Here is a 15,451-nt window from a genome sequence, read left to right as displayed (position 1 = left end):
CGCATTCCTGCCACAATTCCGCCAAGTTTCGGCCTTGAAGTCGGCTCTGCAACTCATTGTTTCCAAAGCCGAAATGGGCTGTTTCCGTTTTTTAATGCACTTGTTTTTAAGGGATTGTGACCGGATCCGCGCCGGAAGCAGGGATTCCTGTGTGTCGGGTCCGGCAATTTGCCGGGAATCCTTTGACTGGTGATTTTGAGGGTCGATACTCGGTGCGAATGTGCCGGAGTGCCCATCATTTATGGGTGTTTGCTGTGCGGGGGTGCAGTGCCGGTCACGTAGGGTGAGTTGTTTGTTGCGGGTGCGAGTGATGCTTCTGCCGGAGCGCACGAACTGCCGGCGAGGGTACATCGATGACGAGTGACATTGGACCATATCCGGACCGGGGCGGCACCGCGTTGCGGCGGTGCGATATGCTCTCGGTCTTTGGCGGGCATTGCCGCCGAGCCCCTGATGCCCCGGCCATCGTCTCGGCTACCACCATACTCTCCTATGCAGAACTCGACACTTCAGCGTCCCGCGTGGCTGCATCCTTGCGGCAGTCAGGAGTTCGACCGGGCGACTGGGTCGGCCTGCTCGCGGCCCGCTCGGTGGACGCTATTGTTGCCATTCTCGGGATACTGAAAGCCGGAGCGGCCTATGTCCCGCTCGATCCGACCCATGCGCCGGAACAGATCCCCGGGATCTGCGACGACCTCGGATTTCGACACGTTCTCGTTGCCGAGCGTTGGGCCAAGGAAGCCGACACCCTGCTGGGAGGGACTGCGAAACGGCTCGACCTGAGCACGGCGCTGGCGCAGTCCGTTCCTCTGGGGGAGGATGTTCCGCCGGGAGCGGACGACCTGGCCTACGTGATGTACACCTCCGGTTCGACCGGGCGCCCCAAGGGAGTGCTGGTGACCCGGCGGGGTGTTCGGGCATTCTGTAATGGCATCGGTGCGGTCGGGATGGGTCCTGACGATGTTGTGCTGCATTGCCTCACCATCGCTTGCGACGGCTCGACCTTCGATATCTGGAGTGCATTGCTGAACGGTGCTTGCATTGCGATCGTGGAGGAGGAGCACCCCTCGCTCGACGACATTGCCCGGGTGTTGGTCGCGCAGCAAGTCACGGCGGTTGCCTGGTATGCCGGGCTTCATCACCTGATGATCGATCACCGGCTGGATGCGTTTGCTTCGCTTCGGCTGAACCTGGCCGTCGGCGATGTCATGTCCGCGGGTCATGTCGCGCGCCTGATCGAAGCCTGGCCGCAGGTGACGGTATTGAATGGCTATGGCCCGACAGAGACGACGGTCGGTGCCCTGCACCACCGGGTCGGACCCGAAGATCTGGACGGCGGTGCCATCCCGATCGGCGTGCCCTTTGAAGGCTACGAGGCTTTCGTCGTTGACGAGCATTTGCGCCCGCTGCCATCCGGCCAGACCGGCCAGCTTGTCCTTGCCGGGCCGGCGGTTGCCCTTGGCTACCACAACCGCGCCGAAAAGACCGCCGAGGTGTTCGTCGATGATCCGCGCGAGGAGCATTGCGGGACAGTCTACCTGACCGGTGACCTTGCCAGCCAACGCGAGGATGGCGCGTTCATCTTCTCCGGCCGCGTCGACCGGCAGGTCAAGTTGCACGGCCGACGGATCGAACTGGATGGCATCGAGCATGTGTTGCGGGCGCAGCCCGGGGTCCGTGACGCGGCCGTCGTGATCCTGACGCCCGAGCGCGGCGAAATGCGGATCGCAGCGGCGCTGCTGACCGACGACAATGCGGCCGTTGCGGACGTTCTCGAACGGGCGGGCGAGACCCTGCACCCGATGGAAGTGCCGCGGCAGGTTCTTTCGCTGGACGCCTTTCCGCTGACCACGGCCGGCAAGGTAGACCGAAAGGCATTGGAGCGCCTGATGACTCGCTCGGAACCGGTTGGTGACGCCGCTGTCCGGCGCGGCCTCGATGTTCGCGGGGCCGTCGCGGCGGTCTGGGATGCGATACTCGGTTGCGGAACACCTTCAGGCGACGTGACCTTCTTCGACGCAGGGGGCAGTTCGCTTCAGCTGATCGATGCCCATTCGCAGATAGAGGCCGCGTTGGGCGTGCGCTTCCCCATCGCACAGATGTTCGAGACGCCGCGTTTCGGTGAGCTGGTTGCAGCGCTTGCGGATCTGCGGGCGGACGCGGGCCACACGGCGGCAGCACCCGCGTCAGAACATGTGTCGAGCGGCGATATCGCCATCGTCGGCATGGCCGCGCGGTTGCCGGGGGTCGCGTCTCTCGATGCCTTCTGGGAGCACATCCGCAAGGGTGACAACCTGTTTCGACGCTTTGATCCGGAGGAGCTGGACGCCGGTGGGCCCGACCGGAATGATCCGGCATTTGTCCCTGTGCGGCCGTCGCTGGACGATGTGGACATGTTCGACGCCCGACATTTCGGAATCCTGCCGAAAGAGGCGCAGGAAATGGATCCGCAGGCGCGCATCTTCCTCGAATTGTGCCAATTGGCACTGGACGATGCCGGCATCGACCCGTCGCGCCCGCCCGGGCCGATCGCGCTCTACGCCGGAAGCTCGCCCAGCACCTACCTGCTGCAGAACCTTTTTCACGACCGTGCCTCGGTAGAGCAGTTTTCCGGCACCTATCAGCTCGGCGGAATGACCCGTGCGGCGGGTAACAACCACGACAGCCTCGTGACCCGGGTGGCGCACAAGCTGAACCTCAAGGGACCGGCGATCAACGTTGGCACGATGTGCTCGACCTCGCTGACGGCCATTGCGCAGGCCGTAGCCGCATTGCGCGCCGGTCAGGCCGATGCGGCCCTGGCTGGCGGCGTCTCCATAACCTTCCCGCAACGGCGCGGCTACATTCCGCAGGAAGGCGGGATCGGATCGCTCGACGGCGTGTGCCGCCCCTTCGATGCCGCCGCCAATGGCACCGTTTTCGGGTCCGGAGCGGGGGTCGTGGTCCTGCGCCGCCTGGAAGACGCGCTGGCGGACGGCTATCCCGTGCTTGCGGTGATCCGGGGTGTCGGTATCAACAACGACGGCTCCGACAAGATCTCCTACACCGCGCCTTCGGTCGAGGGGCAGGCCAATGCGATCCGCATGGCCCATCGCGATGCGGCGCTCGACCCGTCCACCATCGGCTACGTGGAGTGCCACGGCACCGCGACGCCACTGGGCGACCCGGTGGAGCTTTCCGGACTCGCCCGTGCCTTCGAAGGATCGATGCCGGAGGGTTGTGCGCTCGGATCGGTCAAGGGAACCATCGGGCATCTCGACGCCGCTGCGGGCGTCGCCAGCGTGATCAAGACAGTACAGGTTTTGCGGGCCGCCGAGATCCCACCCGTTCCCGGTTTTACGAAGTTGAACCCGAGGGTCGACCTTTCGGATGGTGCCTTCCGGGTTCCCGACTGCGTGGCGGCCTGGCAGGGCGAAGGGCCCCGGCGCGCGGGGGTCAGCTCCTTCGGGGTCGGCGGCACGAACGTGCACCTGGTCCTGGAAGAGGCCCCCGACGTCACGGATCCGGCCGAAAAGACCGAACCTGGTGTGCAGGCGCTGCCGCTGTCGGCCCGGTCGCCGGAGGCGTTGGCGGAGGCCGCTGCCAACCTGGCCGACGCGCTGGACCGTGAGGATGCGCCGCCGCTCGATGCCGCCGCACGAACTCTGCAGGACGGTCGCCACGCGCATCCGTGGCGGCTTGCCGTGGCCGGGTCCACGACCGCCGATGTCGTTCGCAAGTTGCGCCGGGCCTCGTCGCCCACACAGCCGGCAGCGGAGACCGGGGCCGAGGTTGTCTTCATGTTCCCGGGGCAGGGCTCGCAATACCCTGGCATGGGGCGTGGGCTCTACGAGGCCGAACCCGGATTTGCCAAATGGATCGACCATGGGGCGGAGATTTTGCGCCCGATCATGGGCGACGATCTGACCGGCTTGCTGACACGCAACGATCTCGATGCCGAAGAGGCGGCCCGTGCGCTGCGCGACACGCGGCTCACCCAGCCGGCGCTCTATCTTGTGCAATACGCTTGCGCGCACCTGTGGATGGAGCGTGGAGTCCGGCCCATGGCGATGATTGGCCACTCGGTTGGCGAGTTCACCGCCGCTGCGCTGGCTGGGGTCATGGAATTCGAGACCGGGTTGCGCATCATCGCGGCGCGCGGCCAACACATGCAGGACCAGCCCGGTGGCGCAATGCTCTCGGTGCGCGCTCCGTTGGATGCGCTGAGGCCGCATCTCGGTGCGGGCGTCGACCTCGCGGCGATGAACGCCCCCAAACAGCAGGTTGTGGCCGGCCCTTTCGATGCCATCAAGGCACTGGAGGCCCGGCTGTCGGACGCCGGGATTGCCGCCAAACGCCTGCACACCTCCCACGCCTTCCATTCGGCGATGATGGACCCGGTGGTCGAGGCGCTGGAACAGGACATCAGAGGCGTAATATTGAGCGCGCCAGAGATCCCGCTGGTCTCTTCAGTGACCGGCACGTGGATGACAGACGAAGAGGCGCAAAGCCCCGCCTTCTGGGCGGCACAGGCTCGCGCCGCAGTGAATTTCCAGGCTGCCGTGAAGGTGGCTTGCGAAGGGGCACCCCGGGTTTTGCTGGAGGTGGGGGCGGGTGCGACCCTCTCTACCTTCAGTGCCCAGGTGCTCGGCCGCGGAGGCCATGGCGGGATTGTTCAGTCACTGACGGACCACACCCAAACCGAATGTGATGTCGATGCCATGGCCTCCGCTTTTGCCAATCTCTGGGCGGCGGGGGTGCCGGTGGACTGGGCGCGGCTCGGCCCGCGCGCCCGCCGGAGGTGTTCGCTGCCCGGCACGGTGTTCCGGCGCAAGCGCTACTGGGTGGATCCACCCGCGGCCGCGCCTGCATCGCTGCCCGAGGCTGCGACGGGGGCCACCCCCGTGGCCGCGACAGGCAACCCCGCTATTGCCACCGAACCCAAGTTGCCAGCGGAGCCCGCGATGCAAGATCCAATCAACCAGCCCGCACGGGCGGACCGCCTGCGGGAGGAACTGTTGGCGATGTTCTCCGACCTGTCGGGCGAGGCGCTGGACGCCGCCGATGTCGACGTACCGTTCCTTGAGCTTGGATTTGATTCTCTGTTCATGGGACAGGTGAGCCAGGCGCTCGAAAAGCGTTTCGGCGTGCAGATGAGTTTCCGCAGCCTGTTGTCCGACACGCCCAGCATCGCGGCCTTGTGCGCTCATCTCGACACTGTGTTGCCAGAGGATGCGCTGCCGCCTGCGGTGCCGGTGGAGGCTCTTGCCCCAACTCCGGCCCCACAGGGTCCCGTGGTGCCGCTGGCGCCGCCGCAGGGTGGTGCCAGCGCCGATGGTGTCGCGGCACTCATGCAAAGCCAGCTTCAGGCAATGCAAACGCTCATCGCAGACCAGTTGCGCGTGCTCCAGTCGAACGGCCATTCGGTGTCGGAAAACGCCGCGGCGTCCCCACAAACGACGCCTCAGGTGGACACCGGCACGCCCCGGTCCCCGGATCCGGCGGCATCCTCGGACGCGACCGCCAAGCCGAAAGGGTTTCGTACCGGTCGCGGTCCGGACGTGACGGGCGGTGAACTGGATGCGGCGCAGCGGGCCTTTGTCGACGACTTCGCGCGCCGCTACTCGGAGAAATTTGCCGGCTCCAAGGCGTCGACTGCAGAGCATCGCACCGTCTATGCCGATCCCCGCACGGTTTCGGGGTTTCGCCCGGAGTGGAAGGAACTGACCTTCCCGCTGGTCGTGGGCAAGGCAAAGGGGGCCGAGATCGAGGATGTCGACGGCAACCACCTGATCGATCTGGTCAACGGGTTTGGCCAGACAGCCTTTGGTCACTCGCCCGACTTTGTGTCCGCTGCCGTCATGGCGCAGATGGAGCGCGGCTATCCGATCGGTCCGCAGGCAGACATGGCCGGTCCCGTGGCACGGAAGTTTGCCCGGGCAACCGGGCATGAACGCGTGACCTTTTGCAACACCGGCTCCGAGGCGGTGATGGCCGCGATGCGTCTTGCGCGGGCCGCTACCGGGCGCGAGCGCATTGCCGTGTTCTCCGGCGACTATCATGGTCAGTTCGACGAAGTGCTGGTCAAAGGCCGCGCGCGGGCGGGGGAGCCCACCGCCTTGCCCATCGCTCCGGGTATTCCACGCTCGGGTCTCGGCAACATGGTTGTGCTGCCCTACGGCGATCCTGCGGCATTGGACTGGCTGCGGGACAACGCAGGCACGCTTGCAGCTGCGCTGGTCGAGCCGGTGCAGAGCCGGCACCCGGCCTTCCGCCCGGCCGATTTCGTGCGGGAGGTGCGCCAGATCACGAAGGAAGCCGACGCGGCCCTGATCATGGATGAGGTCGTCACCGGCTTCCGCACCCATATCCGCGGAATGCAGGGCCTCTGGGGGATCGAAGCGGACCTCGCGACCTATGGCAAGGTCGTGGGCGGCGGCATGCCCGTGGGCGTTCTGGCCGGGCGCGCGCGCTTTATGGATGTGCTCGACGGTGGTGTCTGGGCGTTTGGAGACGACAGCATACCCGAGGTTTCGCCAACCTTCTTTGCCGGGACAAATGTGCGCCATCCGCTGGTGCTTGCGGCGGTGGATGCGGTGCTGGATCACCTTGAGGCAGAGGGCGCGCGGCTGCACGACGACACGGCCGCGCTGACCGAACGTCTGGTGGAACGTATGCGGGGGGCGCTGGCGCGGCGCGGCTTGCCGGACCTCGTGGAGACGTTCTCCAGCTGGTTCATACTGCGCGTCAGCCAGCATGACCCAAGGGCTTCGCTGCTCTATGCGCTCATGCGCTATGAGGGCGTGCACGTTCTGGACGGGTTTGGCGGTTTCCTGACCACGGCCCATACTGACGAACATGCTGACACGATCCTGCAGGCATTCGAGACAGCCCTCGATACCCTGCAATCGGTTGGAATTCTCCAGCCCGATGCGGGGGGGATGCATGTGGTGTTGGATGGCGACGCTGTGCCCACGAAGGCCATTCCGCTCACCGAAGCGCAGCGTGAGGTCTGGATGACCCACCAGTTGGGCGACGCGCAAGCGTGCAGCTTCAACGAAGGCGCGGTCTTGCACCTTGACGGTGAGCTTGACCGGTCGGCCTTGCAAGTCGCGCTCGACGGCGTGATGGCCCGGCACGATGCGCTGCGCGCGGTTTTCGACCGGAGTGGCAGCCATTTCGACGTGGTCGAGCCCCGCCCCTTCGCGCCGGAGGATATCGACCTTTCGACGCGGCCCTACCCGGATTCTGCACTGGCGGAGGCGCTGGACGCGGAGGCCCGTCTGCCGCTGGACATCACCAACGACCTGCCGATCCGCGCGCGGCTCTATCGGTTGGGCGGGGAGCGGCATGTCCTCCTGTTCATGGCCCATCACATTGCCTGCGATGGCTGGTCCTATGGTGTGCTCTTCGAGGAGCTGTCGGCCCTCTATTCGGCTGCCTGCACCGGGTCTCCTGCGGATCTGCCGCCCGCGCCCTCCTTCGCGCGCCACGCGCGCGATGCGCAGGTGCCCCCCACGGCCCAGAGCCTGGAGTTCTGGCAGGGCGTGTACGAGGCACAGCCCGACCTGCCGGAGCTGCCAACCGATGCGCCCCGTCCGGCGATCAGATCCTATGCGGGCGCGACCACCCGCGCGGCGTTGGACAAGGATGAGGTCAAGGCGATCCGGCGTGCGGGAGCAAAGCAGGGGTGCACCCTCTTCGCGACGCTCTTTGCCGCGTTGCAGTTCACGCTCGGACGTCTCAGCGGCGCACAGGATATCGTGCTTGGCGTCCCAACCGGCGGGCAGGCGCAACTGCCGAACCCAAACCTTGTCGGGCACCTTGTCAACATGCTGCCGATCCGGGCGGCTTTCGACCCGGAAGAGCCAGCCGCTGACCACCTGAAGCGCGTCTCCGACGCTGTCCTCAGAGCCTTTGATCATCAGGACACGACATATGGCGCGCTGGTCCGCGACCTGAAGATAGAACGCTCGCTCAACCGCATGCCGCTGACGGAAGTCCAGTTCAACCTGGAGAAACGTGCCGGCAGCTTTCCGATGGCCGGATTGACCGCACGACCCGAGAGCGTCGACAAGGCCGCGACCAATTTCGACCTGTTCTTCAACATGGCGGAGGTGCCGGAGGGGCTGCAGATCGAGGTCGACTACAATTCGGATCTCTATGCGAAGGACACCGTGGATCGCTGGATCGGCCACCTTGTCACGGTCCTGCGGGGGCTTGTCGAGGACATGGCGCGCCCGGTCCGCGCGCTGCCGCTGCTCGATCCCGAAGCAGAGGTCGCGCTGGCCGGCATGGCGAACGACACCGGCATGGAGTTCGATCGTGGCGCGGTGTTGCAGGACCTCGTGACCCTCACGGCAAAGGCGACGCCGGAGGCGATCGCCGTGGAGGGGGTGGACGGTGCATTGCGCTACGCCGACCTCGAACAGAAGTCGGACGCGCTGGCGGCGCTGATCCAGCAGGCTCTGCCAGAGCCGGGCGAACGGGTTGCCGTGGCGCTCCCACGTGGGGGGGGCATGCTTGTCGGGTTGCTCGCAGTGCTGAAGGCGGGCCACGCCTATGTCCCGCTCGATCCCGCGCAGCCCGACGCGCGTTTGCGTCAGATCGTGCAGACGGCTGGCGTGTCCGCCGTTCTGGCCAAGGATACGCCGGGCTTCGCCGGCGGCTTGCGCTGCCTGTCGCCCTCCGACGCCGTGGCCCGGGCGCGGCCCGCCCCGGTGCCGCGCGACCCGGAAGCCGCAGCCTACGTGATCTTCACATCCGGCTCGACCGGCACGCCCAAGGGTGTGGAGATCCCGCACCGCGCCGTGGTCAACTTCCTGACCAGCATGGCGCGGGAGCCGGGGCTGAGCGCGAATGACACGCTGCTCTCGGTTACAACGGTCATGTTCGACATCGCGGTGCTGGAGCTGTTCGGGCCGCTGGTGGTCGGAGGGCGGGTTGTCATCGCCGACCGCGACGAAGTGCTTGACGGTTTCCGGCTCGTCGAGCGGTTGGAGCAGGGAGATATCACCTGCCTGCAGGCGACTCCCACGCTGTGGTCGATGCTGCTGGAGGCCGGCTTCGCGCCGCATGCCGGCCTGCGGATGCTTGCAGGCGGCGAGCCCATCGCTTCGGACCTTGCCGACCGTCTGCTCGCGGGGGGCGGCGAGGTGTGGAACATGTACGGCCCGACAGAGACGACGATCTGGTCGGCGGTGCAAAAACTGGCGCCCGGCAGGCCCATCACCATCGGACACCCGATCGGCAACACGGAGCTGCATGTCGTCGACGATGCGGATGCCCTGTTGCCGCTGGGGGCGGTCGGAGAACTGAACATTGGCGGCGCGGGGCTGGCGCTTGGCTACGACAACCGCCCCGACCTGACGGGAGCCGCCTTCCGGGATGTCACATTGGGCGGGCGCACACGGCGCCTGTACCGCACTGGCGATCTCGCCCGGAGAATGCCAAACGGCGAGGTTCGGGTGCTCGGACGCAGGGACACGCAGATCAAGTTGCGTGGTTTCCGTATCGAACTTGGAGACATAGAGACCCGCCTGCGCGCAGAGCCAAACGTGGCCGCAGCGGCCGTGGCCCTGCGAGAACGCGCGAACGGTGACCGGCACCTCGTCGCATATCTGGTGGCAGAGCCTGCCGCTGAGATCGACCAATCCGCGCTAGCGGCGTCGATGGCCCGGCAACTGCCCGATTACATGCAACCCCGAGCCTGGGTGGTGCTGACCTCGCTGCCGCAAACCGGCAATGGCAAGCTCGACCGGAAGGCGCTGCCCGATCCGCAGGACAGCGCGATCGTGATGCCGCTGCGCCCGTGCGTCGCCGCCGACACCAACATGGAACGCCGGATTGTCGCAATCTGGCAGGATGTGTTGGGCGGGGAGCAGAGCGTGACCGACACGTTGCACGCCATTGGCGCCGACAGCCTCGACATCTTCCGCATCGCGGCGCGCCTGATCGAGGACGGGCTGCCGCTGGAAGCAAGGGACGTGCTCGCACATCCCTCGGTCCGCGACCTCGCGAAGGTGGCGGAGAGCCGGTCCGGTGAAGCCCGGCCAACCCGCCCTAGCCTGAGGGACTACCGCCACGGAGCCCGGCGCGATGCAATCTGGAGGAAGAAGGCATGAGCGACCGCCCGGTAGAACACCCCGCCGATTCCGTCGTGTTCGAAGCGCCCGTGACCACGACCCAGCAGCGATGCTGGTTCCTTGACCAGATCCGCCCAGGCAACACGGCGCTCAACATTGCAGTGCGCTGGGAGATCCGGGGCCGTTTCGCGTCCACCAACCTGGAACGCGCATTCCAGCATGTCTTTGACCGCCACGAGATGCTGCGCACCCGGTTCGTGGACCGCGACGGCGAGCCAATTCAGCAGGTGGTGGACAGGGTCCGGTTCCACTTGGGCGAGCTGGACCTGCGCACGACGCCCGAGGCCGACCGAATGGCGCGGATCGACGCCATCGCGCTGGAGGAGGGTGGCAGACCATTCGACCTGTCGCAGCCGGGCCTTCTGCGGGCCACGCTGGTCCGGTACGAGACTGAGCGGGCAATCCTCCTGATCACGGCGCACCAGAGCGCCTTTGACGGCTACTCCATCGGTGTCCTCGGCCATGAAGTCGGCACTGCGATGCAGGCCTACGAGGAAGGTCGCACTCCAGAGTTGCCGAGACTTGCCCTGCAATACGGCGACTACGCGCTGTGGCAGCGGGACTACCTCGACAGCGGCGTGCAGCAGGAGGAGGGCGACTGGTGGGCGGAAATCCTTCGCGATGCTCCGTATTTCGAGATCACCCCGGACAAGCCGCGCCCGGCACAACAGGTGCCCTCGGTCGGGCTCGTGCAGGTCGATCTGCCGCCGGATTTCCGGGAGCGGCTGGAAGACCGCGCCAGGGCAGAAGGGGTCACCGCATTCACCTTCGGCACCGCCGTTGCGTCTGCCTTCCTGCACCGGCTCAGCGGCGAGGCAGAGGTCCTTATGGGCACGCAGGTCGCTGGCCGACTGGATGTCGATCTGGAACCCCTGATTGGCGTTTTCATCAACAACCTCGTCTTGCGCCTGCCCACCGCGCCGGAGACGACGCTCTCGGAGCAGGTCGGCGCGGCGCGCCAGGTGGTGGAGGGCGCCATTGCACACCAATCGCTGCCGTTCAACAAGCTGGTGGAGCGGTTGAACCCACCACGGGATGCCTCCCGCAACCCGATTATTTCCACCAACTTCAACATGATGTCGGTGTTTCTTCAGGGGCGCTCCTACGGTGACTTCGAACTGGTGTCGGTGCCCTCGCATGTGCCGGGCTCGGTCTATGACCTTCAGTCGGTCCTGATCGGGCGCCCGGGCGGTTGGCGGCTGGCGGTGGAATACCAGACCGAGCTCTTCGAGGAAGAAACGGCGCGGCGAATGCTCGACATGTTGCTGGAGACATTCCTCGTCGCCCTCGACAAGCCCGACGTCACGCTTGGCGCGCTGCCCTGTGATCCGCGTCTCTTGAACCGTGGAACGGCCCAGTGCGGCGCCGTGCATGCCGTGGAAGCGTCCTTGTCCGAACACCCGATGGTGCACGAGGTGGCTGCCGTTCAGGGGCGGGGCGGGGTCTGGGCCTTTGTCGTGCCGCGCAACACCGGTGCGCTTCCTCTGGACCAGCTTCCGGGGCGGTTGATGGAGCATCTCGTCGCTGCCGATCTGCCGGAGCCCGCCGCCGGCGTATCGATCCTCGCGGAACTTCCCAGAAACTCGAAGGGCGGCGTCAACCGGTCCGTTCTGCGACCGCTCGCAGTGCCGGCGCCGGTTCAGCCGTTGCCCGTGCCAGCGACGGATCCGCAGGTCGAGGACCGGCTCGGGGCATTCTGGAAGGATATCCTGTCGCTGCGCGAGATACCGCGACAGGCAACTTTCTTCGACCTCGGCGGCCATTCACTTTTGGCGGTGCGCCTGCTGACCCGCATCCGCCAGGAATGGGGAATCGCGCTCGGGATCGCGGATATCTACGAGAACGCGACCCTCCCGGCCCTCGCTGGGGTGATCTCCCGTCACCATTCCAGCGCACCGGAGGGCGATGCCGACGATTGGCGCATTCTCCGGCTGATCCGCGGCGGCGGTGCTGCGCCGCTGATCTCGATCAACAACGCGGCGATGATTCTCTCCACGTCGAAGGCCATGGAGGCAAAGCGCCCAACGACCTGCGTTCGGCTTTTCGACGGCACACGCGGGATCGACCAGGTGCCGCGCAGCTTCGAGGAAATCGCGGCAGAATACGCGCGTGTTATCCGCAAGGCGCAGCCCGAGGGTCCGTATCTGCTGTTCGGCGTTTGCGTACATGGCAATATCGCCCTTGAGGCGGCGCGCCACCTGAAGGCCGCCGGTGCCGAGATCCTCGGCGTTGTGGTCAAGGACGTCTGGGAGCCGGGCTTTGCCGCGACGCTTCACGCCAACCGGGGCGCAAGGTGGCAGAACAAGCGGCATGCCTTGAGGATGAAACTGCGGATGGTTCGGGACGGCACCATGTCGATGTCGGCCATGCTCGGCAGTTACCGTATCGTTCGTGCGACCGGGGTGTTGCAGGCTGCGAAGACGCTTGGGCTCATCGACCGCGTGCGCTGGTCCGACCTGGAGGAAGAGCAGGAGAGCTTCCTGCGCTACATTTCCGCGGCGCGAGACCGGTACCGTCCCCGGCCACTCGACCTGCCGGTTCTGCACGTGGTGACGGACATCACCCCGCAGGGCGGGCATTTCCCACCCTCGATCGGTTGGGAGAACGTGGTGACCGGACCGCTCAGGACGGTGACCCTCACCGAGGTCATCGATCACAAGGACAAGCGGATCGGCGTCGAGGATCTGGCGCGGGAAATCGACCGTTTCGTCGCGGATCGCGAACGCGACCTAGGGCGACGCTGAGCCGGGCAGGTGGCGCAGTGGCACCTCTCCCTCCCGCAATCGGATCTCGGGGCGCGCGCCGCCGGTGCGGACGGCGATGGCTCCGGGAAAGTCGGAAGCCAGCTCAAAGCCGGACAGGCTCCACCCCTCCGGTCGTCCGGCGTTCCAGTCCGGCGACAGCCGCAGCACGCGGGCCTCGCGGGCATCGGCAGTGACATCAAAACTGTCGAGCGGCATCGACAACCCTTGTGCGAGCGCCTTGATCAGCGCCTCTTTCCGCGTCCAGATCCGGAAGAAACCGCGCGCCCAACTGTCCTCCGGCAGGTGTTCCAGCGCTGCGCGTTCGGACCGGGAGAAGAACCGCTCCGCGACAGCTTTCTCCACCGGGCGATGGACCTCGATATCGATCCCCAAAGGATGCGCCGGCGTCACGGCCAGCGCGGCCCAGCCATTGGAATGGCTCAGGTTGAAATGTGGCCCGCGTTCAAGGCAGGGCTTGCCGTTGCCTTCGCTCCTCAGTTGCAGGTCCGCCGGCGGGGTACCGGTATAACCACCAAGGATCTCCCGCAGGCGCCCGCGCCCGGCACGGAAATGGTCACGATGCCGCTGCGCGACAAACCGATCGGCGCGAGCCGCTTCCTCCGCCGACAGATGGGCGGACAGGCGGTCGAGATCCTGCGGGGCCGGGTCCAGCGACCAGATCCAAAGGTCAATCCGAACTGTCACGTCGATGATCTCCGCCCCGCTGCCTGTTCCGTTCACCCTAGCGGCGCAGGTGGGGCCGGGTCGAGGGGGGCGTCGGGATCATGAAGCGGGGACTCCTCTGGCTGGCGCTGTGCCTGCTGCTGTCCGGAGTGGCCTTTTGGATGGCGCGGGACAGTGCCATTCGGGCCATTGTGCAGGGCTGGCGGGCCGAGGCGCGGTTCCTCTACGGGATCTGGCGCGCGCCGGAGATCTCATGGCCCGAAACCATCCGCCTCGCCATGCCCGACGGACCGCGGCTTGCCACGGATGTCTATCGCCCGGCAGGGGCGGCGGCATCACTGCCGACCCTTCTGGTCCGGCTTCCCTATGGCAAGCGACGCTTCGGCGAGGTTCATCGCCTCATCCACAGCTTTGTGCCGCGGGGCTACGTGGTTGTCGTGCAGGACATGCGCGGCCGCTGGGCGTCGGAAGGCGTATTTGCCCCTTGGCCGAACGCCGAGCCCGACGGTGTGGCGACGCTGGACTGGATCGTGGCGCAGGATTGGTCGGATGGGCGGGTCGGAACCATCGGCTGCTCGGCGCTTGGCGAAAGCCAGATCGCATTGGCGCGTGCACGACACCCGGCACACCGGGCGATGGTGCCGATGGGGGCCGGTGGCGGGCTGGGAACGGCAGAGGGGCTCCATGGGGCGTTTGGCTTTCACACTGGTGGCATCCCGGCGCTGGCGGCTGCGTTGGGGTGGTTCGCCCATTCCGGGGGCAAGACCCCCGATCGAATGGCGCCGGTTCCGGTTGACCATGCCACGGCACTGCGGACCCTGCCGCTGCGCGACCTCGTCGCCAATGTCCGCCCCGACCCGACGGATTTCGAGGCCATGCTCGACAATTTCGAAGATCGCGACTGGCACCGTGCAAACGGCTATGCCGCCAATGACGACAGCTTCGCGGCACCCGCCCTGTTCGTGGACAGCTGGTTTGACGGCAGTGTCGCCAACAGCTTTGCCTTGTCGCGTGTTGTGGGTCGTGATGCGCCGGCACATCTGCTGGTTGCACCCGGAACCCATTGCGATTTCGGCGGCGCCTTCGCCCGTGGCCGGATTGGCGATCTTCCGGTGACCGGCCCGGAGCTGGATTTCTTGTCGGTGCAGGCTTCCTTTCTGGATCACCATCTGCGCGAAGGGCGGGCGCCGGAATTGCCACCCTACCGGGTCTATGTGCTGCGCGAGGACCGATGGCTCGACAGCGCGACCTGGCCGCCGGCGGGCACGGTGGCGGAGGTCCTGTACCTTTCGGGAGCGGACCTCACTGCAACAGCGGGCGATGCCTCTGACCGCAGCTTCACCTCCGATCCGACGGACCCGGTGCCATCGCTTGGCGGGGCGTTCTGCTGCACAGGCAATCCCGACCTCAAACCCGGCCCAGTGGATCAACGACCGATCGAGGGGCGCGGTGATCTGCTGACCTTCACGTCGGCCCCGTTGGAGCGGCCAATGCGCATCACCGGGCAGGTCGTGGCCCGATTGCAGGTATCCACCGACGTGCCGGACACCGACCTCGTCCTGCGGCTGACCGATGTCGCACCGGATGACCAATCTCTGACGATTCAGGACGGGGCGCTTCGCCTGCGCTACCGAAACGGTTTCGACGCGCCTGACCTGATGGAGCCGGGGCGAACCTATCCGGTTCGAATAGCGTTGCAGGATATCGCGTGGCAGGTTCCGGCGGGGCATCGGGTTCGGCTGCATGTGGCCGGTAGCAGCTATCCGCACCTGTCGCGAAACCTGAACGGGGGACACAGGCCGCAGGATGAAACTGTCCCGCACCCGGCGAGGGTCACACTGCACATGGGAGGAGAGGATGCGGCCTCTGTCACCATTCCGGTGCTGCCGGAGTGAACCG

Annotated in this window: 4 protein-coding genes; 3 read left to right on the top strand and 1 reads right to left on the bottom strand. The window is 66.3% G+C overall.

All coding sequences use genetic code 11. The features are described from left to right. The first annotated feature begins 353 nt into the window (after positions 1–353). Complete coding sequence (locus CLV78_RS07095; RefSeq protein WP_106204091.1) at positions 354–10,103, top strand: hybrid non-ribosomal peptide synthetase/type I polyketide synthase; 9,750 nt, start codon at positions 354–356, stop codon at positions 10,101–10,103. Further along, complete coding sequence (locus CLV78_RS07090) at positions 10,100–12,868, top strand: condensation domain-containing protein (RefSeq protein ID WP_106204090.1); 2,769 nt, start codon at positions 10,100–10,102, stop codon at positions 12,866–12,868. Before CLV78_RS07095 ends, CLV78_RS07090 begins: the two co-directional genes overlap by 4 nt. Here the strand turns inward: CLV78_RS07090 and CLV78_RS07085 are convergent. Continuing rightward, complete coding sequence (locus CLV78_RS07085) at positions 12,854–13,573, bottom strand: 4'-phosphopantetheinyl transferase family protein (protein ID WP_158263462.1); 720 nt, start codon at positions 13,571–13,573, stop codon at positions 12,854–12,856. The two genes, CLV78_RS07090 and CLV78_RS07085, sit on opposite strands and share 15 nt — an antisense overlap. Positions 13,574–13,653: 80 nt before the next feature. Between CLV78_RS07085 and CLV78_RS07080 the strand changes: the two genes are divergently transcribed. Further along, positions 13,654–15,447 (top strand): CocE/NonD family hydrolase, encoded by a 1,794-nt coding sequence (locus CLV78_RS07080; protein ID WP_106204088.1) that lies wholly within the window; start codon positions 13,654–13,656, stop codon positions 15,445–15,447. The last annotated feature ends 4 nt before the right edge of the window (positions 15,448–15,451 follow it).

Origin of the sequence: Aliiruegeria haliotis (genome assembly GCF_003003255.1) — a bacterium.
GTDB classification, from domain to species: domain Bacteria; phylum Pseudomonadota; class Alphaproteobacteria; order Rhodobacterales; family Rhodobacteraceae; genus Tropicimonas; species Tropicimonas haliotis.
This window is presented reverse-complemented; position numbering and strand designations above follow the sequence as displayed.